This window comes from Kamptonema sp. UHCC 0994 (genome assembly GCF_029167235.1).
In the GTDB taxonomy this organism is placed as follows: domain Bacteria; phylum Cyanobacteriota; class Cyanobacteriia; order Cyanobacteriales; family Microcoleaceae; genus Kamptonema.
Genome location: NZ_JARFTR010000302.1, coordinates 13545 through 38751, shown reverse-complemented (window position 1 = coordinate 38751; position 25207 = coordinate 13545). Strand labels below are relative to the sequence as shown.

At 45.6% G+C, this 25207-nt stretch carries 35 protein-coding genes and 1 pseudogene; 3 read left to right on the top strand and 33 right to left on the bottom strand.

Annotation, left to right across the window (positions count from 1 at the left end; all coding sequences use genetic code 11):
* Positions 1-15: 15 nt before the first annotated feature.
* The 29 genes from rplQ to PY364_RS27360 all read right to left on the bottom strand — a co-directional run bounded on the left by rplQ (position 16) and on the right by PY364_RS27360 (position 18553).
* Positions 16-366, bottom strand: a complete 351-nt coding sequence (rplQ, locus tag PY364_RS27500; protein WP_275570883.1) for a 50S ribosomal protein L17 — start codon at positions 364-366, stop codon at positions 16-18.
* Between the two features lie 89 nt (positions 367-455).
* A complete protein-coding gene (locus PY364_RS27495) occupies positions 456-1397 on the bottom strand; it encodes a DNA-directed RNA polymerase subunit alpha (protein WP_275570882.1) in 942 nt (313 codons plus the stop codon).
* Positions 1398-1511: 114 nt separating this feature from the next.
* Positions 1512-1907: a 30S ribosomal protein S11 gene (gene rpsK / locus PY364_RS27490; RefSeq protein ID WP_007356149.1), complete on the bottom strand. Its 396-nt coding sequence runs from the start codon at positions 1905-1907 to the stop codon at positions 1512-1514.
* 81 nt (positions 1908-1988) lie between these two features.
* Positions 1989-2372: a 30S ribosomal protein S13 gene (gene rpsM, locus PY364_RS27485; RefSeq protein ID WP_272030898.1), complete on the bottom strand. Its 384-nt coding sequence runs from the start codon at positions 2370-2372 to the stop codon at positions 1989-1991.
* Positions 2373-2458: 86 nt separating this feature from the next.
* Positions 2459-2572 (bottom strand): 50S ribosomal protein L36, encoded by a 114-nt coding sequence (gene rpmJ, locus PY364_RS27480; protein ID WP_015178722.1) that lies wholly within the window; start codon positions 2570-2572, stop codon positions 2459-2461.
* 109 nt (positions 2573-2681) lie between these two features.
* Positions 2682-2906: a translation initiation factor IF-1 gene (gene infA / locus PY364_RS27475; protein WP_006276978.1), complete on the bottom strand. Its 225-nt coding sequence runs from the start codon at positions 2904-2906 to the stop codon at positions 2682-2684.
* 208 nt (positions 2907-3114) lie between these two features.
* Positions 3115-3672: an adenylate kinase gene (locus tag PY364_RS27470; protein WP_275570881.1), complete on the bottom strand. Its 558-nt coding sequence runs from the start codon at positions 3670-3672 to the stop codon at positions 3115-3117.
* A gap of 2 nt (positions 3673-3674) precedes the next feature.
* Positions 3675-4982 carry a preprotein translocase subunit SecY gene (gene secY / locus PY364_RS27465; protein WP_275570880.1) on the bottom strand — a complete coding sequence of 436 codons (1308 nt, stop codon included), beginning with the start codon at positions 4980-4982 and terminating at the stop codon, positions 3675-3677.
* 130 nt (positions 4983-5112) lie between these two features.
* Complete coding sequence (gene rplO / locus PY364_RS27460) at positions 5113-5556, bottom strand: 50S ribosomal protein L15 (protein WP_272030893.1); 444 nt, start codon at positions 5554-5556, stop codon at positions 5113-5115.
* Positions 5557-5738: 182 nt separating this feature from the next.
* Complete coding sequence (gene rpsE / locus PY364_RS27455) at positions 5739-6290, bottom strand: 30S ribosomal protein S5 (RefSeq protein ID WP_007356154.1); 552 nt, start codon at positions 6288-6290, stop codon at positions 5739-5741.
* A 118-nt stretch (positions 6291-6408) separates the two neighbouring features.
* A complete protein-coding gene (gene rplR, locus PY364_RS27450) occupies positions 6409-6771 on the bottom strand; it encodes a 50S ribosomal protein L18 (protein WP_275570879.1) in 363 nt (120 codons plus the stop codon).
* A 2-nt stretch (positions 6772-6773) separates the two neighbouring features.
* The gene (rplF, locus tag PY364_RS27445; RefSeq protein ID WP_275570878.1) at positions 6774-7319 is read right to left on the bottom strand and encodes a 50S ribosomal protein L6; all 546 of its coding nucleotides are present in this window, start codon (positions 7317-7319) and stop codon (positions 6774-6776) included.
* Positions 7320-7464: 145 nt separating this feature from the next.
* Positions 7465-7866, bottom strand: coding sequence for a 30S ribosomal protein S8 (gene rpsH / locus PY364_RS27440; protein WP_275570877.1), 402 nt, complete (start codon positions 7864-7866; stop codon positions 7465-7467).
* 21 nt (positions 7867-7887) lie between these two features.
* On the bottom strand, positions 7888-8430 hold the full coding sequence (gene rplE, locus PY364_RS27435) for a 50S ribosomal protein L5 (protein ID WP_007354592.1): 543 nt from the start codon (positions 8428-8430) through the stop codon (positions 7888-7890).
* Positions 8431-8531: 101 nt separating this feature from the next.
* Positions 8532-8891: a 50S ribosomal protein L24 gene (gene rplX, locus PY364_RS27430; protein ID WP_007354591.1), complete on the bottom strand. Its 360-nt coding sequence runs from the start codon at positions 8889-8891 to the stop codon at positions 8532-8534.
* Positions 8891-9259, bottom strand: coding sequence for a 50S ribosomal protein L14 (rplN, locus tag PY364_RS27425; protein WP_007354590.1), 369 nt, complete (start codon positions 9257-9259; stop codon positions 8891-8893). The genes rplX and rplN overlap by 1 nt, the downstream gene beginning before the upstream one ends.
* A 74-nt stretch (positions 9260-9333) precedes the next feature.
* Complete coding sequence (gene rpsQ, locus PY364_RS27420) at positions 9334-9582, bottom strand: 30S ribosomal protein S17 (RefSeq protein WP_007354589.1); 249 nt, start codon at positions 9580-9582, stop codon at positions 9334-9336.
* A gap of 66 nt (positions 9583-9648) precedes the next feature.
* Positions 9649-9888, bottom strand: a complete 240-nt coding sequence (gene rpmC, locus PY364_RS27415; protein WP_007354588.1) for a 50S ribosomal protein L29 — start codon at positions 9886-9888, stop codon at positions 9649-9651.
* Position 9889: 1 nt separating this feature from the next.
* Positions 9890-10309 carry a 50S ribosomal protein L16 gene (gene rplP / locus PY364_RS27410; protein WP_019487908.1) on the bottom strand — a complete coding sequence of 140 codons (420 nt, stop codon included), beginning with the start codon at positions 10307-10309 and terminating at the stop codon, positions 9890-9892.
* 55 nt (positions 10310-10364) lie between these two features.
* Positions 10365-11093, bottom strand: coding sequence for a 30S ribosomal protein S3 (gene rpsC, locus PY364_RS27405; RefSeq protein ID WP_272030890.1), 729 nt, complete (start codon positions 11091-11093; stop codon positions 10365-10367).
* Positions 11094-11194: 101 nt separating this feature from the next.
* Complete coding sequence (gene rplV, locus PY364_RS27400; protein ID WP_275570876.1) at positions 11195-11551, bottom strand: 50S ribosomal protein L22; 357 nt, start codon at positions 11549-11551, stop codon at positions 11195-11197.
* 59 nt (positions 11552-11610) lie between these two features.
* Positions 11611-11889, bottom strand: a complete 279-nt coding sequence (rpsS, locus tag PY364_RS27395; RefSeq protein ID WP_019487907.1) for a 30S ribosomal protein S19 — start codon at positions 11887-11889, stop codon at positions 11611-11613.
* A gap of 67 nt (positions 11890-11956) precedes the next feature.
* Complete coding sequence (gene rplB / locus PY364_RS27390; RefSeq protein WP_275570875.1) at positions 11957-12820, bottom strand: 50S ribosomal protein L2; 864 nt, start codon at positions 12818-12820, stop codon at positions 11957-11959.
* 85 nt (positions 12821-12905) lie between these two features.
* Positions 12906-13214: a 50S ribosomal protein L23 gene (locus tag PY364_RS27385; RefSeq protein ID WP_272030888.1), complete on the bottom strand. Its 309-nt coding sequence runs from the start codon at positions 13212-13214 to the stop codon at positions 12906-12908.
* The gene (rplD, locus tag PY364_RS27380; protein WP_007354581.1) at positions 13207-13842 is read right to left on the bottom strand and encodes a 50S ribosomal protein L4; all 636 of its coding nucleotides are present in this window, start codon (positions 13840-13842) and stop codon (positions 13207-13209) included. Before rplD ends, PY364_RS27385 begins: the two co-directional genes overlap by 8 nt.
* A 157-nt stretch (positions 13843-13999) precedes the next feature.
* Entirely contained in the window at positions 14000-14635 is a 636-nt protein-coding gene (gene rplC / locus PY364_RS27375; RefSeq protein ID WP_275570874.1) for a 50S ribosomal protein L3, read from the bottom strand.
* A 567-nt stretch (positions 14636-15202) separates the two neighbouring features.
* Positions 15203-16825: an adenylate/guanylate cyclase domain-containing protein gene (locus tag PY364_RS27370; protein ID WP_275570873.1), complete on the bottom strand. Its 1623-nt coding sequence runs from the start codon at positions 16823-16825 to the stop codon at positions 15203-15205.
* Between the two features lie 167 nt (positions 16826-16992).
* Complete coding sequence (gene ylqF, locus PY364_RS27365) at positions 16993-17847, bottom strand: ribosome biogenesis GTPase YlqF (RefSeq protein WP_275570872.1); 855 nt, start codon at positions 17845-17847, stop codon at positions 16993-16995.
* A 292-nt stretch (positions 17848-18139) separates the two neighbouring features.
* Positions 18140-18553 carry a universal stress protein gene (locus PY364_RS27360; protein WP_275570871.1) on the bottom strand — a complete coding sequence of 138 codons (414 nt, stop codon included), beginning with the start codon at positions 18551-18553 and terminating at the stop codon, positions 18140-18142.
* A 187-nt stretch (positions 18554-18740) separates the two neighbouring features.
* Here PY364_RS27360 and PY364_RS27355 point away from each other — a divergent pair, with 187 nt between their 5' ends.
* From PY364_RS27355 to PY364_RS27345, 3 genes are read left to right on the top strand one after another with little or no spacing between them, the layout of a single operon-like run.
* The gene (locus PY364_RS27355; RefSeq protein WP_275570870.1) at positions 18741-19940 is read left to right on the top strand and encodes a phosphoglycerate kinase; all 1200 of its coding nucleotides are present in this window, start codon (positions 18741-18743) and stop codon (positions 19938-19940) included.
* Between the two features lie 52 nt (positions 19941-19992).
* Entirely contained in the window at positions 19993-20574 is a 582-nt protein-coding gene (locus tag PY364_RS27350) for a Uma2 family endonuclease (RefSeq protein WP_275570869.1), read from the top strand.
* Positions 20575-20594: 20 nt separating this feature from the next.
* Complete coding sequence (locus tag PY364_RS27345) at positions 20595-21311, top strand: pentapeptide repeat-containing protein (RefSeq protein WP_275570868.1); 717 nt, start codon at positions 20595-20597, stop codon at positions 21309-21311.
* Between the two features lie 93 nt (positions 21312-21404).
* Here PY364_RS27345 and rppB read toward each other — a convergent pair whose 3' ends face one another.
* From rppB to PY364_RS27325, 4 genes and pseudogenes are all read right to left on the bottom strand, one after another.
* The gene (gene rppB, locus PY364_RS27340; protein WP_275570867.1) at positions 21405-22751 is read right to left on the bottom strand and encodes a two-component system sensor histidine kinase RppB; all 1347 of its coding nucleotides are present in this window, start codon (positions 22749-22751) and stop codon (positions 21405-21407) included.
* Positions 22748-23446, bottom strand: a complete 699-nt coding sequence (gene rppA / locus PY364_RS27335) for a two-component system response regulator RppA (protein WP_275570866.1) — start codon at positions 23444-23446, stop codon at positions 22748-22750. The genes rppB and rppA overlap by 4 nt, the downstream gene beginning before the upstream one ends.
* 288 nt (positions 23447-23734) lie before the next feature.
* Positions 23735-24667, bottom strand: a complete 933-nt coding sequence (locus PY364_RS27330; RefSeq protein WP_275570865.1) for a hypothetical protein — start codon at positions 24665-24667, stop codon at positions 23735-23737.
* A gap of 112 nt (positions 24668-24779) precedes the next feature.
* Positions 24780-25121 (bottom strand): annotated as a pseudogene (locus tag PY364_RS27325) (transposase); the annotation flags it as partial.
* Between the last annotated feature and the right edge of the window lie 86 nt (positions 25122-25207).

Sequence of the window (25207 nt, the reverse complement as noted above, 5' to 3'; positions counted from 1 at the left end):
CCTTGCTGCACTGCATCAGACTAATTCAATAATGGCCATTTCGGCATGATCTCCAGTCCGGGGGACAGTCCGCAGGACGCGGGTATATCCACCGTTACGATTGCCATACCGTTCTTGAGCTTGTTCAAACAGCGCGTGTACTAGCTGTTTGTCGTAGATATAGCCCATAGCCCGCCGACGAGCCGCGAGGGAGCCATCTTTTGCCAAGGTAATCATCCGATCCACTTCCGGCCGCACAGCTTTGGCGCGGATCAGAGTGGTGGTGATTTTACCGTGACGGATTAATTCTGTTGTCAGCGATCGCAGCAGGGCTTTGCGCTGGTCAGCAGGTTTACTTAGTTGTGGAACACGACAACGGTGACGCATATCAATTGATTAATGGTTATTTGTTGGTTGTTAGTGGTTAGTTGTTAACAGTTAACCGTTAACAGTTAACCGTTAACAGTTAACCGTTACTAAGTTTTAGCCTTTTCTTGAGGCAAAGTAATGCCCAAGCGTTTCTGCAAAGCTTCTATTACTTCTTCTGCGGACTTTTGACCAAAGTTCTTGATTTCTAACAAGTCTTCTTGGGTATAGTCCAACAAATCCGCAACTGAATTGATTTGCGCCCGCTTTAGACAGTTGTAAGCCCGGACTGACAACTGCAACTCTTCAATAGGAATCTGACTGGTGGGATCTGCATCTGAGCCAGTATCGCTTCTGAGTGACTCTAAAGTGATGTCTTTCAGAGGAGAGAACAGATCGACCAAGATGCTAGCAGCTTGACTGAGAGCCTCTTGAGGTGTCAAACTGCCATTAGTCCAGATTTCCATGATCAGCCGATCTTTCTCTGTAGAACCGCCTACGCGGGCATCCTCAACGCTGTAGTTGACTTTGCGAACCGGCATAAAAATCGCGTCAATCGCGAGAAAATCTAGAGCTCCCCCATCGTCACGGCTTCGATCTACTGCCCGATACCCTACCCCTCTTTCAATGCGGAATTCCATTTCCAGCGTTGAGCCTGGGGACAGAGTAGCTATGTACTGGCTGCGGTCGATCACGTCAACCTCAGAGGGTACATCGAAGCGGTCTGCGGTGACTGTTGCAGGCCCTTCTACTCGCAGTCTGCCAATTTGCGGCTGGGAAGAATGGCTTTTAAGGACAACCTCCTTCATGTTGAGCAGGATCTCTAGAACATCCTCCCGTACCCCCTCAATTGTGGCAAACTCGTGATTGACTCCGGCAATACGGACTGAAGTTACAGCCGTCCCTTCTAGGTTTGACAGCATCACGCGCCTGAGCGCATTTCCAACAGTCGTTCCTTGACCCCGGTCGAGCGGTTCAAGGATAAATTTTCCGTACTGACTTCGGTCTTTATCAGTGTTGGACTCTATACACTCAATCTGAAATTGCGCCACAGAGTGACCTCCCTTTTCCATTGAACCCCACAGTGAATTAAAAATTAAAAATTAAAAATGCAAAATTTAATTATTGCGTTTATTTTTAATTTTTAATTTTGCATTTTTAATTAATTAGACTCGTCGCCGTTTGGGAGGGCGGCAGCCATTGTGAGGAATGGGGGTGACATCTCGAATCAGAGTGATTTCCAGACCCGCACCCTGGAGAGCCCGAATTGCTGTTTCGCGACCTGCTCCCGGCCCGCTAACCATGACTTCAACTTGGCGCATACCTTGGTCGTTGGCGCGGCGAGCCGCACTTTCGGCTGCTGTTTGAGCTGCGAAGGGAGTGCCCTTCTTGGCTCCTTTAAAGCCGCTCGAACCTGCTGAAGCCCAAGAAATCACTTCGCCGTTGAGATCGGTGATAGTGACAATCGTATTGTTAAAGGTAGACTGGATAAAGGCTTGGCCGTTGGGTACATTCCTTTTTTGCTTTTTGGCTCCAGCTTTTTTGGTTGTTTGTCTCGCCATATGAGTCTCTTTAACGGCATTTGAATTTGACTGCCTGCTGGCTTTGTGCCAGCCTGCACGGAAAGTAGATTGAAAAAAAGGTTACTTCTTGGAAGGTGCCTTTTTCTTGCCTGCAACAGTGCGGCGAACGCCCCGACGAGTCCGGGCATTGGTACGGGTTCGCTGACCCCGCACGGGCAAGCCCAAGCGATGCCGTCTACCCCGGTAAGTCCCGATATCCATCAAGCGCTTGATGTTCATGGACTCCAAGCGCCGGAGATCCCCTTCAACTTGATAGTTGGTTTCTACCTCTCCCCGCAGAGCCGTCACGTCAGCGTCGCTTAAATCCTTAACGCGAGTGTCAGGATTTACGCCTGTGGCGCTTAGAATCTCTTGGGATCTGGTTAGTCCAATTCCATAAATGTATGTCAGACCAATCTCTACGCGCTTATCGCGTGGAAGGTCTACCCCGGCAATCCGTGCCACGCTTTTACTCCCTACTGAATGCTAATTAGCTACAATGTTGTTGAATCAGGCAGCAGATTGCTCCGATGCCTGGGATAAGAACCCTCCTAACCCTGGCGTTGCTTATGTTTCGGGTTAGTACATATCACCATCACTCGACCGCGACGGCGGATGACGCGACACTTTTCACAAATCTTCTTAACAGATGCTCGAACTTTCATGCCTTTCTGGGCAACACTACAAACGTAGCATTATAGCATTTACTTGGGTGAATTTACAACAATCTATCTAACTAAATTGGAATTTAGTATTTAGAAAGTTTATCTAAGGCTACTTTTTCCGCAGGCGATAAGTAATTCGCCCTTTGGTCAAGTCATAAGGGGTTAACTCGACCTTGACGCGATCGCCTGGAAGGATTTTGATGTAATTACGGCGGATCTTGCCAGAAATGTGAGCCAGAACATTAAACCCATTATCTAGGTCAACGCGGAACATCGCATTGGGCAGTGATTCCGTCACCGTCCCTTCCATTTCAATTAAATCTTGCTTAGACAAGTGGTAGTTTCCTCAACTCAACAACTAATTCACTCAGAGAGCCAAGCCTTGAACTCTCTTGAGTACCCGTTCAACAATTGGCATTTTTACCTACTCGCTGTAACGGGCAGACTTAACATCAAGCCAACTAGCAAAAAGGTTCCTAGTTAACATATCTTAGCAAAAGTTGTTAGCGCCAAGAGGTTCAAAGCAAGAGGCAATACCAAAACTATAGGGAAGGAGAAGCAGGCTCAAGCAATTTTTTAAGCTCTACCGTGACTGTTTCCAGAGAGCGATCGCCATCAACAGTAATTAACTGGTTGCGATCGCCATAAAAGCCAATCAAAGGGGCAGTTTGTTCCCGGTAAACCTCCAGGCGACGGCGGATCGTCTCCTCGGTGTCATCCTTGCGGCCCCTTGCTAACAAGCGCACCACCAAAATTTCATCGGGAACATCCAAATTAACCGCCCGCAGCCCTCCCCCATCCAACAATTCCTCTAAAAAAGTTGCCTGGGGTACAGTGCGAGGAAAACCATCCAAAATCCAGCCATCGCTAGCATCTGGTTCCTTCAGGCGTTCCTGCACCATATCCATCAGCACTCGATCCGGCACCAACTCCCCGCGATCCATATAGGCTTGCGCCTTTAGACCCAAATCAGTTTTGGCGATCGCACAGGCCCGTAAAATCTCACCCGTAGAAATATGGGGAATTTTCCAGAAAGCCGCTAAAAGCTGAGCCTGAGTTCCCTTTCCGGCCCCTGGAGGCCCCAAGAAAATCAATTGCATTGCTATTGCTTGACCATTCCTTCATATCGCTGGGATATGACGTAAGTTTGAATTTGTTTAGCCGTATCGATCGCCACCCCGACCAGAATCAACAGCGAAGTCGCCCCCAACCCTCTAAAAGTCGTAACATTAGTAGCACTTTCCACAGCCGTAGGCACGATCGCCACTAAGCCCAGAAAAATCGCTCCCAAAAATGTCAGCCGATTCAAAACCTTCTCTATATAATCGCTCGTCTGTTGACCGGGGCGGATACTTGGAATACTCGCGCCCATTTTCTTTAAGTTCTGAGACATATCTACAGGGTTGACAATCAACGAAGCGTAGAAATAGCTAAAGAACAAGATCAAAACCAGATAAACGATCGCATAGAGCCAAGGCATAGAGCCATTTGGGTTCAAAGCATTAGCCACCTGCACCAAGATCGGATTATTTGTAAACTGCCCTAGGGAAGCTGGCAGAATCAAAACAGCCGAAGCAAAAATAATCGGCATCACCCCACCTTGGTTCAACCGTAGCGGCAAATAGCTGCTTTTTTCCCGGTAAACCTTGCGACCAACTTGGCGACGAGCTGAAATAATCGGGATGCGGCGCGTTCCTTCCTGAACGAAAACAATCCCAACAATCATCACCAAAAAAACCAGCAACAAAACGATAACTTGACCGACAATTTGGCTATTACCGCTCTGAGCCAACTCCACAGTTTGACCCAAAGAACGGGGCAAAACCGCCACAATGTTGATAAAGATCAGCAGAGATGCACCATTGCCAATTCCCCGTTCCGTCACCAACTCCGACACCCACATGACAAACATCGACCCCGCCGTTAAAGCTAAGGCAGTCTGAGCAATGAATAAAGGCGATGGTTCCTGTGCAAACGGGCTGACCCAGATCGCAATCCCTACACTTTGAAGCACCGCCCAACCCAGTGCCACATAGCGAGTAATCTGAGAAATCTTACGCCGCCCCGCTTCCCCTTCATTCTTCTGCAACTCCTCTAAACTGGGGAGAGCCGCAGTCAGCAATTGAATGATAATTGAAGCATTAATATAGGGCAAAATCCCTAGGGCAAAAATCCCTAAAGCAGATAGACCTCCGCCAGAGAAAAGATCCAAAAAGCCAATTAAAGGGCTATTCTGAACGTTTTGGGCAAAAGCAACGCGGTCAATGCCGGGGACTGGCAAATGGACACCCAAGCGGACTAAAATCAGCAAGCCGATTGTCACCAGGATGCGCCCCCGCAAACCAGCAGCTTGAGCCATCTGCAAGAATGTCTCTTGTGCAGTTGGCGCTTTATCTCGACTAACGTCCATAAACAAGTTTTAAGTTGTGAGTTTGAGTCTTAAATCAGTTTTATAGAGGGGCGACTTGGCGCAGTTGGATTTGCCAATCTCAACGCATCGCGATGCTTACGGCTGGCGTAGCCTACCCAAGAGCGCACCCCTAAACCACTTCACAGCTTCCGCCTGCGGCCTCAATTTTGGCGCGGGCCCCGGCTGTAAAACCAGCAGCTTTCACTTGCAGGGCCACATTTAATTCCCCATCTCCTAAGATTTTCAGCGGCCCATCATCAGTAGTGACGATTTTTGCCTCGATCAAAGAAGCTAAAGTTACTTCTGTGTTTGGTGGCAGTTCGGCAAGTTTACTTACATTAATCGTAGTGTACTCTTTCCGGTTAACGCGGGGAAAACTCTTTAACTTGGGTAAGCGGCGGTACAGAGGATTTTGACCGCCTTCAAAACCCGGTCGAGTGCCACTCCCTGACCGAGATTTTTGACCGCGCATCCCCTTACCTGAGCTAGCGCCTTGACCGGCGGAAATACCCCGACCTAAGCGGCGGGGGCGCTTTTGGGAGCCTGCTTTTGGCAGAGCGTCTTGTAATCTCATAGTTTTGGTAATAGGTAATTGGTAATCGGTAATTGCTACTTGCTAACTGCTAATTGCTAATTGCTAATTGCTAATTGTTAGTCTTTGGTTTTCAGTTGTATTTTCCTACTAACCACTAACCATTAGCTATTAACCATTAGCTATTAGCCATTAGCTATTAGCCATTAGCTATTAGCCATTGACTAAGCATAAAGGTGTTCAACAGGAACTCCTCGCTCTTGGGCCACCTCAGAAAAGGTTCGTAGAGAGGAAAGAGCATTGACGGCGGCTCTAGCGTTGTTTAAAGGATTGCCAGAACCTAGTTGTTTGGCGAGAATATTGCGAACGCCTGCTAATTCAAGCACTGTTCGCACTGCTCCCCCAGCAATTACCCCAGTACCGGGAGATGCTGGTCGCATCATTACTTTGGCTCCGCCACCTTCGCCGTTGACAGGATGGGGGATGGAATTAGCCTTAGTCAGAGGAACTTCTATCAGGTGCTTTTTGCCATCGGCAACGCCCTTTTTAACTGCTCCAATTACGTCACTGGCTTTGCCAACACCGACTCCAACTTGACCCCGTTCGTTACCAATGATCACGATGGCGCGGAAGCTAAGCTTTTTACCGCCTTTGACTACTTTGGTAACGCGGCGAATTTGAACGACGCGCTCTTGCCATTCGGGTTCTTTGTCGCGAGATTTGTTGCTTTTTTTCTTGTTGGTGTTGCTGTTGCGCTGCTCTTTTTGTTCTGCCATTATTTTGTCCTTTAGAAATTGTTAACTGTTAACTGTTAACTGTTAACCGTTAACCGTTAACTGGTAATTACTAATTAGCAATTAGCTATTAGCAATTAGCCATTAGCAAATGACCGCTCTAAAAGTCTAAACCCGCTTCGCGAGCTGCTTCTGCTAGAGCTTTTACGCGACCGTGATAGAGGTTGCCTCCCCGGTCAAAGACAACTTTGGAGATACCAGCGCTAGAGCAGCGCTTGGCAATCAATTGACCGACTTGGACGGAAGCGTTACAGTTACCGCCGCTCTTGAGGTCAGATTTTAATTCGGGATCGAGGGTTGACGCAGATACCAAAGTGTGCTGCTTGGTGTCGTCAATGACCTGTGCATAGATATGCTGGTGAGATCGAAACACCGCCAACCGGGGGCGTTCGGGAGTACCAGATACCTTGCGCCGCACTCGGCGGTGACGGCGCTCTATTGATTCTTTACGAGTAAGTTTCATTTTTACTTCTTCTTCCCTGCTGTCTTGCCAGCCTTGCGTCTGACTACTTCGCCGGTGTAGCGAATGCCTTTGCCTTTGTAGACTTCAGGTGGGCGGACTGCCCGGATGCGGGCGGCGGTGTTTCCCACCAATTCTTTATCAATACCGCTGACAATCACGTTGACGTTGCCTTCAACTGCCACTTGAATGCCTTCTGGGGGCGGCATTTCGACGGGTTTGCTGTAACCCACGTTTAAGATCAGGTTGCGACCTTGAACTTGAGCCCGATAGCCCACGCCTTGAATTTCCAGACGACGCTGAAAGCCGTTTGAGACTCCCTCTACCATATTAGATACGAGGGTGCGGCACAGACCGTGCAACTGGCGGGCGGCACGGGATTCATCCCGGCGTGTTACTAGCAAGGTTTCCCCTTCAAGTGCTAAGACGACTTCCGCCGGCAAGAGTCGAGAAAGTTCACCTTTAGGCCCTTTAACTGCAACGTGCTGACCGTCAATGGTGACGGTTACTTTACTAGGTATGCTAATTGGGCGCTTACCAATTCGAGACATAATTTTTTGTCCTTTGTCTTTTGTCCTTTGTCTGTTGGTAATTAGTAATTGGTAATTGGTAATTGGTAATTGGTAATTGGTAATTGGTAATTGCTGTTAACAACTAACAACTAACAACCAACAGTTAACAGTTAACTGTTAACAATTACCATACATAACAAAGCACTTCACCGCCTAAACCTTGCCGTCTGGCTTCTCTATCGGTCATAATGCCGCTGGAGGTGGAGATGATGGCTATGCCAATTCCGCCTAAAACTCGCGGCAATTCTTTGCGATTAGAGTAAACACGCAAGCCGGGTTTGCTGACTCGCTTGAGGGCGGTGATGATCGGGCGGCGAGTTTTGCCTTTGTACTTTAAAGAGAGCACTAAATGCCGATTGATGCCTTCGCCTGCCTCTTCAATTTCAGCGATAAAGCCTTCACTTTTAAGGACTTCAGCAATGCTGCGAGTCATTTTTGTGGAGGGAATCTCAGTAGTTTGGTGCCGCGCCATGCAGGAGTTGCGAATGCGCGTCAGCATATCTGCAATAGTATCGTTAGCTGCCATCTGTTGTTCTTTACTTTACTACTAATACCTGAATGGCATACCCATTTCTTTGAGCAATGCGCGACCTTCTTCGTCGGTGTTGGCTGTGGTGATGATTGAAATGTCCATCCCGCGAATTTGATCGATGCTGTCGTATTCTATTTCGGGAAAAATTAACTGTTCTCTCAATCCCAAGCTATAGTTACCGCGCCCGTCAAAACTTTTGGCGCTAACGCCACGAAAGTCGCGAATGCGGGGCAGAGTAAGATTGATCAACCGTTCCAGAAAAGCATACATCCGGTCTGAACGCAGCGTGACCATCACGCCGACGGGTACTCCTTTACGGATTTTGAAGCCTGCGATCGCTTTTTTTGCTCTTGTCACTACAGGTTTTTGACCTGCGATGATGCCAATTTCAGTGATTGAGGATTCGAGAGCTTTAGCGTTTTGAGATGCTTCGCCCAATCCTCTGTTTATAGTGACTTTCACCACTTTGGGGACTTGATGGATATTAGTGTATTTAAACTGATCCATCAGTTTCGGGACAATTTTTTCTTGGTACGTGGTCTTGAGTTGTATTGCCATAATTGCTTTGTGTCTTTGCTGTTCCTGGGCGTGGTCAGGAAATTGCTAATTGTTAATTGTTAACTGTTAACTGTTAACTGTTAACTGTTAACTGTTAACTGTTAGTCGATGATTTCACCAGTTTTCTTGAGCTTGCGGACTTTGCGACCATCTTCGGTGAAGGTGAAGCAAACGCGGCTAGCTACTTTTTCTTTGGTGGAATAGAGCATTACATTGGAGCTGTGGATGGGGCCTTCAAAGGTAGTAATTTTACCTGATTCGCCTTCCTGCTGGGGTTTAACGTGCTTAGTTTTGACGTTAATTCCTTGGACAACTACTTTGCTAGCTTGAGGATATGTCTTTAAGATTTCACCGACTTTGCCCTTATCTTTGCCAGTAATGACTTGAACGGTGTCGCCTTTTTTGACGTGCATTTTGTGGCGGACTTGGGTGCCACTTTTTTTGCCTTGTTTGCTGTACATTAAAGTACCTCCGGCGCTAAAGAAACGATTTTAGTAAAGTTTTTGTCGCGCAATTCGCGGGCGACAGGGCCGAAAACGCGAGTGCCTTTCGGGTTGCCGTCAGCGTTGATAATCACAGCAGCATTGTCATCAAAACGGATGCTCATGCCGCTGTCCCGGCGCTCACCTTTGCGAGTACGGACAACGACGGCCCGGACGACATCGGATTTCTTAACTGCCATGTTAGGAATGGCATCTTTGACAACGGCGATAATGACATCGCCGACTCCAGCGTAGCGGCGGTTGCCTCCACCTAATACGCGGATGCACATTAATTTTCTGGCTCCGCTATTGTCGGCTACGTTGAGGTAAGTTTGAGGTTGAATCATGATTTCGATTCCTGCTAATTGCTAATTGCTAATGGTTAACCGTTAACTGTTAACTGTTAACTGTTAACAATTTGTCACCCGTTTTTTGTGGTGAGAATTTCGGCAACGATCCAGTGTTTGGTTTTGCTCAGGGGGCGCGTTTCGGTAATGCGGACGCGATCGCCTGGTTTGCACTGATTCTCTTCGTCGTGAGCTTTATATTTTTTGGTGTTCACGACGGTTTTGCCGTATTTGGTGTGGGAAGCGCGGTTTTCGACTGCTACCACTACCGTTTTATTCATTTTGTCGCTGACGACTAAGCCAACTCTTTCTTTAACTGCCATAGCAACCATTCCTACTGTGCAACTGACTCTGGTTATTTATAGGGGCTTTCACACTCCTAGCTTTTGCTAAGAAGCGCTTTTCGCAGCAGCAAGAGCCTCGGCGGCGGCGGCTCGCGATCGCTCCCCTTCAACTGTCATTAACTGAGCCAGCCGATGCTTAGCGTGCTTGAACTGGTGAGGCTTTTCTAAGCGGCCAGTTGCTTGCAACATTCGCAGTTCCATCAGTTGGCGTTTAATAGCTAAAATCTGCTCTGTGATTTCAGCATCAGTCAAATCTTTAGATTCTTGAATCTTTGATAAAGACATTCTAAGACTGCTCCTCTTCGCGGGTGATGAACTTAGTCTTAATGGGCAATTTAAAGGATGCTAAACGCATCGCTTCGCGAGCAGTTACTTCGGGAACGCCGCCAATTTCAAACAGCACGCGACCCGGCTTAATTACTGCTACCCAAAACTCAGGCGCACCTTTACCTGAACCCATCCGGGTTTCAGCGGCTCGTTGAGTAACTGGTTTATCTGGAAACACGCGAATCCAAATTTTGCCGCCTCTGCGAATATAGCGAGTCATGGCGCGACGACTGGCCTCTATTTGACGGGAAGTGATCCAAGCGGGTTCGAGGGCTTGGAGAGCAAATTCGCCAAAGCTAACATTGTTACCGCGAGTGGCAACTCCATTCATCCGCCCGCGTTGCTGCTTGCGGAATTTTGTTCTTTTAGGACTTAACATGGCGTGGGTAAAGCAAATTGCTAATTGCTAACTGTTAACGGTTAACTGTTAACGGTTAACCTTCGTTTGAACGATCTTCAAATTTATGGCGGCGACCCTTATTTTTAGTGCGGGGCGGGCCTGCATTGGGGGCAGGAATGTCTTCCTGTCCGGGGATGATTTCGCCTTTGAAAACCCAAACTTTAACGCCCAAAATTCCATAGATGGTTTTGGCGGTGCAGTAAGAATAATCAATGTCTGCACGCAATGTGTGCAGGGGGACTCGACCTTCCCGCGTCCACTCTGTACGGGCAATTTCTGCTCCGTTTAAGCGACCGCTGACTTGAATTTTAATGCCTTCAATCCCAGCTTTTTGAGCGCGGGTGATGGCTTGGCGGACAACTCGACGGAAGGAAACGCGGCGCTCTAATTGCTGGGCGATATATTCAGCAATTAAGGTAGCGTCAGCATCTACACGCTGCACTTCTACAACGTTGATCCGAATCTGACGGTTGCTGCCTAATTGTTGCTGCAAACCTACTCGCAATTGTTCGATTCCCGTCCCGCCACGACCGACGACTACGCCAGGTCTAGCTGTTTGTACCTCAAGATCGATTTGGTCAGCTTTCCGGTCAATTTTGACTGAGGAAATACCTGCGTTGCTGAGGTTTTTTTGGACGTACTGACGAATTTTCGAGTCTTCTTGTAAAAGCTCTGGATAGTTTCTGGCATCAGCAAACCACCGCGAACGGTGTTCCTGAGTGATGCCAAGTCTAAAACCAACTGGATGAATTTTCTGTCCCATAAGAGTCAAGAAAGAATTAATTAAAGAAGTAAAGAAGACCGCTTCTTAGCTCTTACAGTTAACAATTAACAGTTAAAAGTTAACAGTTAACCTGGTATTCGTTACTCTGCTTGCGTTGCCACTGCAACAGTGATGTGACAAGTGGGTTTGCGAATTTGATAAGCGCGACCTTGAGCTCTGGGTCTAAAGCGTTTCAAGACTGGGCCTTGATCGGCGAAAGCTTGAGAAACCATGAGTTGCGCTCGATCCATGCCTGCGTTATGTTCGGCATTTGCCGCCGCTGAACGCAGAACCTTGAGAATTGGTTCGCAGGCGCGGTAAGGCATGAATTCCAGTAAAACCAGCGCTTCCCGATAAGATTTGCCGCGAATTTGGTCGAGGACTCGCCGCACTTTGTGGGGGGACATTCGGATGTAACGCGCGATCGCTTTTACTTCTGAATTTGTATCAATAGCCATTTAGCTCTTCTCTCTACTTTTCAACAGTTAACAGTTAACAGTTAACAGTTAACAACAATCTATCTTTTTGCCTTTTTATCGCCTTTAGCGTGACCTCTAAAGGTACGAGTCGGGACAAATTCTCCTAATTTATGTCCGACCATTTGCTCGGTTAGATAAACTGGAACGTGCTGGCGGCCGTTATGAACTGCGATCGTGTGACCTACCATCAGAGGTAAAATGGTAGAAGCTCTCGACCAAGTTTTAATAACTTGTCTTTGACCTAGAGAGTTCAGTTTTTCTATTTTGGTGAGCAGGTGATCGGCCACAAATGGGCCTTTTTTTAGCGATCGTGACATGGTAATTGGTAGTTGGTAATTGGTTAACAGTTAACAGTTAACTGTTGACTGTTAACTGTTATTAGAATTAACTTTGCCGTCCGCCTTTTCCACGCTTGGAGGCCTTGCGGCGGCGACGCACGATTAGGGAGTCGCTGCGCTTGTTTTTGCGCCGTGTTTTGGCCCCCAAAGCTGGTTTACCCCAAGGTGTGACGGGGCCGGAGCGACCGATGGGCGCTCTGCCTTCGCCACCACCGTGCGGGTGGTCTACGGGGTTCATAACGCTACCTCGGACGGTAGGCCGGCGGCCTTTCCAGCGAGTACGACCTGCTTTGCCGATACTGATGTTTCTGGCTTCGACGTTACCGACTTGACCGATGGTGGCGTAGCATTTGGCGCGGATTTTGCGCTGTTCGCCGGAAGGTAGTTTGAGGGTAACGTAGTCACCTTCTTTTGCCATTAACTGAGCGGTTGCGCCGGCACAGCGGACAATTTGCCCACCTTTTCCTGGTACTAATTCGACGTTGTGAACGCTGGTACCCAGGGGAATATTAATCAGAGGTAAGGCGTTACCAATTTCGATGGGAGATTCGGGGCCAGAGGTGATGACTGTACCGACTTTCAAGCCTACGGGATGGAGGATGTACCGCTTTTCGCCATCTTTGTAGAAAACGAGGGCAATTCTCGCGTTACGGTTAGGGTCGTACTCAATGGCTTGGACGGTTCCAGGGACGTTGAGTTTGTCGCGGCGGAAGTCGATAGTCCGGTAAAGACGCTTGTGGCCGCCGCCTCGGTGACGACAGGTGATGACACCGCGATTGTTGCGACCTTGTTTGGTGTGCTTGTTTGCCGTCAGCGACTTTTCGGGTTCTGAGCGTGTAATCTCAGCAAAGTCGGAGACGGTGTGCTGTCTGGTGCTTGGGGTATAGGGTCGGTAGGAACGGATGCCCATAATTTTGTAATTGGTAATTGGTAATTGGTAATTGGCTAACTGTTAACTGTTAACAGTTAACCGTCAACTGACAAATTACCGATGTTTACACTTCTGGGAAGAGAATTTTTCTCAAGGGTTCGCCGTCTGCGAGGGTGACGACTGCTCGTTTGTAACGGGGTTTAAATCCCATGAATTTGCCGACTCTACGCTTTTTGCGGGGCGGATTTTGGGTGTTCATGCCGATAACTTTGACATTGAACATCTGCTCGACTGCGGCTTTGATAATCGGCTTTGTGGCTTTGGGAGCTACGTCAAAGGTGAACTGGTTGAGTTCCATCATCCGAGTAGCTTTCTCAGTGAGAATGGGCTTATGTAAAACGTCCGCTAAATCGCGGGGATTAAATTCACTCACCGTAAACCTCCTGCATTTTGGCAATGGCTGTGGCTGTGGTAACAATTTTGTCGGCGGCAAGAATGTCGTAGATGTTCAGGGAGCCTGCCAATATAATTTTGAGGGTGGGGACGTTGCGGCCGGATAAATAGATGTTTTCCTGTTTTTCTGGCAGGATTAACAATATTCTTGATTCCGGGTTGGCTCCCCATCGGGCGAGGGCTGTGATTAATTCTTTGGTTTTGGGTCTAGCTATTTGTTCGCTGAAGTCTTCTACCACGATGAAGTCTTCGGCGGCGCGGCTTTGGAGGGCTGTCCGCAATGCTAAACGCCGTTCCTTTTTATTCATTTTGATGTCGAAGTCTCTCGGCTTGGGGCCGAAGCTGACACCGCCGCCACGCCACAGGGGGGAACGGATGGAACCGGCTCTGGCTCTACCTGTTCCTTTTTGCCGCCAAGGTTTGCGACCGCCACCTCTGACTTCTGCTCTGGTTTTGGTGCTGGCTGTTCCTTGACGGGCGTTAACCATTTGCCGTCTTAAGGCTCTATGGACGATGTGAGAGGCATTTTCTTCTTTGGCTACGCGCAATTCTAGGGTGGTTTCCCCTACTTCTTCGCCTTGCCAATTTCGTACTACGCAGTTAACCATAATTTTTGGTAATTGGTAATTGGTAATTGGTAATTGGTAATTGGTAATTGGCAATTGGTAATTGGTAATTGGTAATTGGCAATTGGTAATTAATTAACCAACTAACCGCTAACAATTAACCACTAACAACTAACTACTAACAACCAACTACTAACGATTACCGACCTACTTTTTTCTCAGGGACTACATTGACTAATGCGCCTGCTTTGCCGGGAACTGCTCCTTTGATGAGCAATAAGTTGCGCTCGGTATCTACTCGCAATACTGTTAGTTTGCGGACGGTGATTTGCACGTTACCTAAACGTCCGGCCATCCTTTTTCCGGGATAGACGCGACCAGGTGTGGTTCCGGGCCCGATGGAACCTGGTTGGCGGTGGTTTTTGGAACCGTGAGCCATTGGCCCGCGTTTGAAGTTATGTCGTTTTTGGAAGCCGGCAAAGCCTTTACCGATGCTGGTACCGATGACATCGACGATTTGACCTGGTGTGAACAGGTCGGCTTTTACTTGTTGGCCTAATTGAAATTCACCGACATCTTCCAAGCGATATTCTTGTAGGTGGCGAACTGGGGTTGCTCCTGATTTGGCTAGGTGTCCTAGTTCTGGCTTGTTAAGGGCCTTTGGTTTCACGTCGCCGTAACCGACTTGGATGGCAATATAGCCATCGGTCTGTTTTGTTTTAATTTGAGTTACTGTGCATGGCCCGGCTTGAATGACGGTGACGGGAATGGCTCTTCCCTGTTCGTCAAATACTTGAGTCATGCCTAGTTTTGTGCCGAGAATACCGACAGACACGGTTTGTCTCCCTATTTTTTACGCATTACAACATTTTCGGACTGGTAGTTTTCCACGAGCCCGCTTGCTTTGATGTAGATACATTACTGAGAATATTTCTACAAGTTATTAACTCAACCAAATTTTTGACCCTAATGTTTTTGGGTCAATTTTAATGGAAGTCTCGCAAGGTTTTAGACTAGCAACGTTTAAGGTGTTTTGCGACCGAGGTTTACTTCGGTGCGGTCTGTTGGTGCCTGGACTTGAACAGCAAGCTGTTCAGTATCCTAAATTTGGTCTGCTTTCACAATTGGGAGTTAGCTCGCAAGCTGGTTCGCTCCGGTTTGCTTGTTTTTCCTGGCTTTGAGCTTTATGACTCGCCTGGGAAGGTGGCAGCTTTTGTTTTTTGGCGACAATTTCTGATTATATAGGCGATCTTAAGTTTTGTCTAGCTTTTTTTAAATCTTTTTTTGAAGGGGGCGATGTTTGCTTGCTCAGGACTTACGCATTACCTACCTAACGTCCCTAACAGGCGTGGTTCTTTGACTACCAGGAGGTCGTACTGCTGCGATTTTGCGTAAGTCCTGCTCAAGAATTTTCATGTCTCTTGGTTTGATATACTACTACTGGTCTGTCAATACCTTTAAAACGGAAGTCTCCGATCGATTCAAAACCTTCGCGCGATCGCAACATAGCATAAGTATTTTCACTTACCACACATTCTCCTGGAGGACAAACTTTTTCCATGCGAGAGGCGAGGTTAATCGTCGAACCCAATACTGTATAATCTACCCTTTTAATACTACCGACATCGCCAACAACAGCCTTACCGCTATTAATAGAAATGCGAAGTTGTAGAGGTTCACCTAAAGTACCGCTGGCATTAAGTTCATCTAAGCGCTCTAACATTCCTACAGCAGCTTCTACAGCTCTTTCAGCATGATCTAACTGCGGTTCAGGAGCGCCAAAAAATGCCATAATACAATCTCCAATAAATTTATCTAAAGTTCCGCCAGCAGCAAAAACTTCCCGTAGCATTTCCTCGAAAAAATTATTGAGTAATTTGGCAACTTCTGCTGGACTTAAGCGTTCTGACATGGCAGTAAAGCCAACAATATCAGCAAACAAAATGCTAATTTCGCGCTCTACTGGCGGTAAGCGATCGTCTACAAGTGCCGAAGCTGCTATTAACTGTTGTACCACTGCTGGAGAATGATATCGCTCTAATCTTTGTCGCATTGTTTCTTCGCTTCTGAGTTTCTGTGCTAACAGCCACCGCTGCACGCTGGAAGCTACCAAATTGCCTAAAGCCGAAAAAAAGCTCAGGTCTTCATCACCTCCCCTTTGCCATTCCTCAGAAGACAATTGAGCGTGTCCGTAAAGTACACCAAAAACTTTATGTTCGTTCCATAAAGGGACTGCGATCGCGCTACGAATCCCTTTAACAATAATACTCATCTCTTCTTCAAAACGTTCGTCCATCTGAGCGTCAGCAGTTTTAATAGCAACTTGCTCTGCAAATACTTTTTGACAAATTGTACGGCTAATCCAACTACCATCGGCAGGCATCTCTTCTTGTTCAGCAAGGGTTTTAGCAGCAGCATTAACTACTTCTAGTTTCCCAGTACCAGTAACATCAATTAATAGTGCCAACCGTTCAATATTTTTATTATCGCGGAATACAACTTCCTGCACCTGGGAAAAAATAGCTTCTATAGATTCAGCACTGTTCAGAAACTTAGCAATATCTACCAAGTATTTAAGGCGGTCTATAGCTTGTCGGTAATTGCTGATATTTTCAATTTTTGTATCCGGTTCTATCCACTGTTCTTGCAGTTCTTTAGCCTTAACTAGAATTGTCATTCCTTCCCCCAGACTTCCTATTTCTGGAGGATGGGGTTGGGGGCGACTATCTAAAACAACAATTATGCTAATATTATGTCCCAAATTTACATTGTCACCCTGATTGAGTTTTTGAGGATAGGTAATCTGGACATCATTCAATCTAGTTCCATTTTTGCTGCCCATATCTTCTACTAGCCATTCCCCTGAAGCTGTTTTATAAAAACGGGTGTGGCGGCGAGAAATATCTGCAAATGGTACTTGTAAATCGCATTCTGGCAAGCGACCAACGATATAATCATCGCGGTTTACCGCTACTGTTTTTTCTATTAGACCATCTATTTGCAGTTTTAGTTTGAGGTCATCCATAATATCAAATTCAGCAGCAAAAGTGCTAGTTATAACGGTTAATGCTAAGGATGTAATTTATAAATCTATAACTACTCATAGAAAGATCGCGGCCGTGCATATTTGGAACTCCAGTCGTTTGAGATGATTAAATTTATCTCCCTTTTACAATCAGGATAATCTTCAATTCAATTGGGCGGCAATTCCAAAGCAAGCTGACCTAAAACACCTGTCCGAAAATCATTTAACATCTTCCGCGCTGTACGCTCGACATCTCCCTTATAACGCAGTTTTGCTACCTCATGCAAATAGCTTTCACCATTAACGGATGTAGAGTCTAATTCATAGCGAGACTTTAAAACAGATGCGGATATCAAACCATCACTGGTAGCCTCAAGATATGTTAATAGATCGACCATCGCTGCTGCTATACCCTGATTATCATAAGCAGCCTCGCCTATATCTTCACAAATGGCTAATTTCTCAGCGTCCTCTTGATTCTCAATTCTAGTCGGAATTACCCCTGGAGCGTCTAGTAATTCAATTTCATCAGAAATGCGAATCCATTGGAGCGATCGCGTCACTCCGGCCCGGCGAGCACTATCGGCCACCCGCCGCCCCAATAACCGATTAATTAAAGCAGATTTGCCGACATTGGGGAAGCCGATCGCCACAGCACGAACTGGACGAGGAAGCATCCCCCGATCGCGCCGCCGTTGATTCAACTTTACCCCAGCATCCCGCGCCGCGATCGCCACCGCCTCGACACTCTGACCATGCTGAGCATTAGTAAAATAAGGAATCTCACCCTGGGCCTCAAACCATTCTTCCCAGACTTTTCGCACTCGCGGCGAAATCATATCCATGCGGTTAATGACCAAAACTCGCGCCTTATCGCCCACCCAAATCGGTATTTGAGGATGATGAGTAGCCAAAGGAATTCGGGCATCTCGGACTTCTAGCACCACATCCACGCGCTTTAGCTGTTCTTTGAGTTTCCGCTCAGCCTTAGCAATATGACCCGGATACCATTGAATTTTCATAATAAATTGTTAGTTGTTAGTTGTTAGTTGTTAGTTGTTAATTGTTAGTTGTTAGTTGTTAGTTGGTTTGATAGCAACCTTCTTGATAGTTGTCGGGGAGATCGCCTTACAAGTTATAGAAGCGTTATTTATGTTCACCTACTTATGCCATTGCAAGGATCGCGAAGCGATCGCCAAGAATTGAGATTGCTGAACGACGCTCACAATGACAGGGAAATATATCTATTCAGGCAATTAACAGTTAACCGTTAACCGTTAACAGTTAACCGTTAACCGTTAACCGTTAACAATGCTAGGGAACAATCAAAATCGGACAGGGAGAGAGATTAATCACCCGATTGGTGACACTATCTGCCGCCCCCTCTTCAGTTAAACCGACTCCCCGACAGCCCATTACAATTAAATCCGCCCCAATCTCATCGGCCACATCACAGATCGTGAAAGCAGGCTTGCCTTCGCGCTCGATAGTTTCGGCTTCGATCCCCTGCTGTGCAAACATAGATTGAGCGCTCTTAAGCAGTTGGGCTACTGCATCCGCAGAAGTCATCTTCTCAGGGGCTGAGGATTCCCCCTCCGGTGCGGGCGCTTCCACCACCGACAGGATAATCAAGCGAGAGCTGTAGTTTTTCACAATGTGAACAACCATTTCAGCAGCTTCGCGGGCTTCTCGGCTTTGATCGACAGGAAATAAAACAGTCTTAAACATGATCGCATCTCCAAGACGCGGACTTCGATAAAATGTTTACGGTGAACCAGTCAGTGGAGCTTGCTCCATCTGCCTGTTTGTTTGACTAGACGCGAGGAATCGCGTCAGGGGCCAAGCGTGCGAGTGACCCGCGCCGGCCTGATTCAAAGGAAATTAGACAAAAACACACTTAAAGGAGGGTGATCCTGTGACAAAAAAGACTCTAGCAAATTTATCAGCATCAGATTTATCCGGCAAACGGGTACTCGTGCGGGCTGACTTTAATGTGCCGCTCGACAACGGCAACATCACAGATGATACTCGTATCCGGGCTGCTCTGCCCACGATTGAGGATTTAACTTCTAAAGGCGCTAAAGTGATTCTCTGTAGCCACTTCGGTCGTCCCAAGGGCGTGAGTGATAAGCTGCGCTTGACTCCTGTGGCGGCGCGTCTCTCGGAATTGCTGGGAAAAGAGGTTAAAAAGCCTAGTGACTGTATTGGTGAAGAAGTCACTGCGGTGGTGGGGGCGATGCAAAATGGTGATGTAATTTTGCTGGAAAATGTCCGTTTCTATCCAGAGGAAGAGGCGAATGACCCGGAATTTGCTAAAAAGTTAGCTTCTGTTGCGGATTTGTACGTAAATGATGCTTTTGGCACGGCTCACCGCGCCCATGCTTCAACGGAGGGTGTGACTAAATATCTGAGTCCTTCTGTGGCCGGAAAGTTGATTGAGAAAGAGCTGGAATACCTGCAAGGTGCGATCGAAAATCCTCAACGTCCTTTGGCTGCTATTATCGGCGGTTCTAAGGTTTCGAGTAAGATTGGTGTGATTGAAAAGCTGCTAGAAAAATGCGACAAGTTGATCTTAGGCGGCGGCATGGTTTTCACTTTTTATAAGGCTCGTGGTTTGAATGTTGGTAAGTCTTTGGTGGAAGATGACAAGCTAGAATTAGCTAAGTCTTTGGAAGCTAAGGCGAAGGAACGCGGTGTTACTTTCTTATTGCCTACGGATGTCGTAGTTGCTGATAAGTTTGCGGCTGATGCTAATACTCAAATTGTCAGTGTTGAGGAGATTCCTGATGGTTGGATGGGTTTAGATATTGGCCCGGATTCAGTCAAGACTTTCCAAGATGCTTTGGCGGATTGCAAGACGGTAATCTGGAATGGGCCGATGGGCGTATTTGAGATGGAAAAATTTGCTGCGGGAACGGAAGGGATCGCGCGAACTCTTGCTGGTTTGACTAAGACTGGTACTAGCACTATTATCGGCGGCGGTGACTCGGTTGCTGCTGTGGAAATGTTGAATTTGGGCGCAGAAATGAGCCACATTTCAACGGGTGGCGGTGCAAGTTTGGAGTTGTTGGAAGGTAAGGAATTGCCAGGAATTGCAGCTTTAGACGAGGCTTAATTTTGAGTTTGGGCGGGCTTTGTCCGCCCTACTATTTGGAGCAAAAAAAACTATGACTTTATCGACTTTAGTTGTGAAAATGCCCTCGACTTTTCAGATGACTGACGAACAGTTTTTTGACTTCTGCCAAATTAATCAAGATTTACGCATTGAACGGACTAAAACAGGAGATGTGATTATTATGCCGCCCACTGGTTCGGAAACGGGAAATCGTAATGGCGATCTATTTGGTCAGTTGTGGATATGGACAAAGAAAGATAAAACTGGCATTACTTTTGATTCTAGTACAGGATTTACCTTTCCTTCGGGACAAACTCTTTCACCTGATGTTTCTTGGATTAAGTTAGAAAGGTGGAATGCTTTATCGCCTGAAGAAAAAGATAGATTTGCACCGATTTGTCCTGATTTTGTAATTGAATTAAGGTCGCCTAGCGATAGTTTGAAATTGCTTAAGGAAAAGATGCAGGAGTATATTAAGGAAGGAGTAAAACTGGGTCTATTGATTGACAGAAAACAGCGAAAAGTTTATATTTACCGTCCCGAAGTTCCAGAGGAATGTTTAGATAATCCGGCGACGGTTAGCGGTGAGCCGATATTGCCGGGATTTGTGTTAGAGTTGAGTGAGATTTGGTAGTCTAATAGAGGTTATCGCTTATGAAGCTTACAGCATTGGCAATGGTCGGGATTTTAGCACCACTTTCTATAGCAAGTGCTGTCAAGGCGGAGAATCCACAGCACGTTAGACAATTGCTGGAAACTAGGAGCTGTGTTGGCTGCGACTTGAGTAATGCTAATTTGTTTAAGGCTAACCTATTTGAGGCTGATTTGGAAGGAGCGGATTTAAGTGGAGCAAACCTCTATGAAGCTAAGTTAATGGGAGCTAATTTGAGGGGTGCTAATTTATCGAATAGTAACTTATTTAATGCTGATTTATCTGCGGCTAAGCTGGGAGGGGCTGACTTGCGAGGGGCGGATTTATCCTATGCTTTTTTGGGGAAAGCAAATTTAACAAGAGCTAATCTCCAAAATGCAAAACTTTATACAGCAAATTTTGGCGAATCTCAGATGAGTGGAGCTAATTTATCGAATACGGATTTGAGAAGGGCTTTTTTGTTTAGAGTGAATTTAGAAAGGGCTAATTTAAGTGGGGCTAACTTAACTTATACCGATCTACGGGATACAAATTTGAAGGATGCAGATTTGTCACAAGCGAGGCTTCCTCAAGGACAATTGAGCGGTACAAATATAGACCTTACTTTGCGTGAGAATACTGATTTGAAGAGTACAAATTTACGCGATACGAGGTTTGGTTCTTTTCCCTGCGTGTTGACTGAGGTTATATATTGTGTTAATGAGTTGCCGATGAATTAGCGATCGGTTAGATATTAGGTAGGTTGTTGGGCTTTAGCCCCCCAAGCGCACAAGCGGAACAACCTACCTAAAAATCAACCTACTTACGGTAATTTAGAAATTAACTCGCAATGGTAATCGTAGGGTGAAAGTGCTACCTGTACCCAATTGACTCTGTACGCTCAGGCTACCGCGATGTGCTAAGGCTATAGCTTGTGCGATCGCTAACCCCAATCCCGATCCGCCACTGTTGCGATCGCGCGAAATATTGACTCGATAGAAACGGTCAAAAATATGCTTCCGATCTTGTGCTGGAATCCCAATACCTGTATCTTGAACATGAATTATAACTAAATAGTCACTTTTATCTAAAATAACAGTTACTTTCCCCTCCGGGGGAGTATATTGAATAGCATTAATAATTAAATTAGAAATTACGCGATAAAGTTGGTCAGAATCACCAACAACAGTCAATGTCTGATGCACTCTCACTTCAGATTTTAGTACAACTTTAGCGGCAATTGCTAATACTGCTAATTCCTCTATTAAGTCGCTAACAATGTCATTAATAGAACATAACTGGTGGCGCACTGATGCAGATTGTCTGTCCATGCGAGCTAGCAACAATAAATCAACAACTAACTGAGTCAATCGCTGGTTTTGACGCTCCACTGTTCGCAACATCTCTCGCGCTTCTTTTTCATCTAATTTAGGCATCAAAAGTGCAGATTCTACTGTAGCTAAGGTTGCCGCTAAAGGCGTTCGCAATTCGTGGGCGGCATCGGCTGTAAACTGTTGGATTTGTTGGTAGGATTGGTAAATAGGTTTCATTGCTAATCCGGCTAACCACCAACTAGCAACTCCGATCAAGATTAAGGCTGCGGGCAACCCTAATTGTAAAATCCATTTAACTGTACTAAGATAATTGTTGAAGTCTTGAAGGCTCCGCCCTACTTGAAAGTAGCCCCAATCTTGTTGAGATTGAGTATGGAGCGACACGGAAATTTGATGATAAATATTACCTTTAGTATCAGTTATAGTTTGCCACGTTTGGGTTCTAAATGTTTGTGGTAATTGGTTAAAATCTGTGCCTGCGATCGCAATTAAATTCCCGGCAGTATCAAATAAACGCATATAATAATAACCTTGATTAATTGCGCTTAAAATATGGCGATTATATACAGAATTTTTTTGACTATTATTAACCCCAATTAGGCGGAGATTTGGTAAAAGCTCATGTACAATAGGCTCTAAACGTCCAGGCTGTTTTAATTTGAGTTCTAGGCTGTCGTGCAAAGTTCCTGCTACAGATTCTAACTCGCGGTCTAAAGCTACCCAATGAGCATGGGCAATTGCTTTATAAACGCCAAATTCTAATAAGCTTAAAATCAAGCCCATAACTCCAGCAATTGAGAGAGCTAATCGCCACCGAGTCTGATTAAATAGTTTATTTTGATTCATAGCCCTAGATTCAGGCGATATCCTACACCGTGTACGGTTCCGATTAGATTCGCCGCACAACCAACGGATTCTAGTTTGCGCCGTAGCAAACGCATTTGAGCTGCTACTACATTACTAAATGCGTCTGCATCTGCCTCCCATATCTGATTCCGAATTTGGTCGCTAGTGATAACTTGGTTTGGGTGTCTCATCAAATATTCTAGTAGTTGAAATTCCTTATTAGTTAATGAGATTATCTGTTTATCGCTGTTTGGATTGAGATGATAAACCGTGCGCGTTCCGTAGTCAAGAGTCAGGTTTGTAACTGTCAGTTGTTCGGGCTGTAATTGAGGCGATCGCCGTTGCAATGCCCGCAATCTTGCTAAGAGTTCTGCCATGCCAAAAGGCTTTACTAAATAGTCATCTGCTCCTGCATCTAAGCCAGCAACTTTATCTTCCATCCGGTCTTTAGCTGTTAACATTAAGATAGGCAAATGGTTATTTTTAGCACGTAGCCGCTGACACAATTCTAATCCCGATAATCCCGGTAGGAGCCAGTCGAAAATAGCGAGGGTGTATTGCGTCCATTGACTTTCTAGATATTCCCAAGCTTCATTACCATTTTGTGCCCAGTCAACAATATATTTTTCCTGATTTAAGGTGCGTTTGATAGCTTTCCCTAAATCTGGCTCATCTTCAACTAGAAGGACTCTCATAGAATTAATCAGTGATTTAAGTTTTTGGTCTGCTTTTCTATCAAAAACTCAATGTAATGAAGCACTTCTATCTGAAGAGACTCAGCGAGTTATTCTAATTTTTCTAAAATGACTGGCTGTATCATAGTTTTTGATTGCGATCGCGACCCATTTACCCGATCATAACACCAACACCTAATGTCAGCAACAGGACACCAGCCGCCCCAACAAAGAACACTCAGATGTCACCACTTTTGTCAAAACTATCTAACAAACTAGATAATTTGATAGATAAATTTTGAATGCTAGCTACTCAAGAACATTCACCCAAAAATCAGCAATCACAATCTTACCATTGCGATTGAACTGACCCCACAACTTGTATTTTCCAGGCTGAGGAAAACTGGTCATAAACTGCACTTGACCATCAGGAGAATTTTTCATCGCATGAGCATGAATGTAGTCTGTTCTTGTCAATGGAGATGACTGTTTGAGGATAACCAAATGCCCCCGTTCTCCTAAATAAGGCTGTAAATCTGTAATGGGTTGATTGTTAGACTTATGTTGCAAGTCAAACATTATACTAACTTCTTCACCTGCTTTGAGCTTGGGTTGAGAGAAGGCGAGATTAACTTTAGTATCCTCAAATGTCTTAGCATGGTTAAAATCAAGTTTAGGGGCTGCCGGACTATTTCCAGGAACTTGTTTTTTCATTACTGAAACTTGTTCTTTTTGCCCCGCTGGTTTATAATCACTTAAGAGAGTGTAATTTCCAGGGTAAGGAAAATTTGCCTCGACTTCAAAGCGACCATTTTCTTTATAGTTGGGATGAAGATGACTGAAAAACTGAAGGTTGTCGCTGACAATAATCAAGTGCATCAGCTTTTCTTGGAAAGTCTCAAAATTTGTAATTGATTTACCCGTTGAATCTTGAACATCAATCAACAACTTAACTGGTATTTTTAGGGCAATATCTCTTGAAGCAGTGAGTTTTGCCTGAGTGGTTATTGTCTGAACCTCTGTCGAATGTCCCTCATGGGTATTTTCTGAACTTTTCCCATGCTGCATTCCCTCCATCGAGGATTTTTCGTGCTGCATTTCACCCATTGAAGAGTCTCCGTGCTGCATATTTGGCATCTGAGAGCCTTGATTTTGGGCTTTAGTATTGGTTACTGAGATGGCTGCGATCGCACTGGCTGCCAGTAAACCAGCAAAACTGTAAATCATTAATTTTTTGTTCATTTTTTTACCTTATTAATTCACAACTTTTGCTCCTTAACTAAATGTTTGCATTCAGAAATGAAATCTGGATGAAATTTTTAATATAGGCACGGACGATCTGCCGCGTCTATCTTTAATGCGGTTCTTCCGTATTTAGTATGCTAAATATGCTAGGAAAATGCCAAAAAAGCAAAGCTCGCATTTCAAAATTTTTAAAATTTCTAAACTCAAATTCACTGCATTTTAGCAGCTTTAATTTATTATTAATTCCCTCAACTATTCCATTGTTTGTTCTTTGTTCAAAATATCCTACTATCTCTGAAAACCACGTTTTAATAGTGTTTGCACTCTTTTTATAGTAAGGTTCTGCTTTTTTTAACCAATCAATTAATTCTAATATTCCCGAACCTAAATTCTTAGTGTTTTCAAATAAATCATGAAATTCTTCTTTTAAAGAGTGCATTATTTTCACCCGTGGTGAAGCCGATTTTACCTAGCCTGGGCTTAGCACAATCACCCTCCCGTTCCCGGAAGATTTCACAAATTTTAAAATTATTCAAA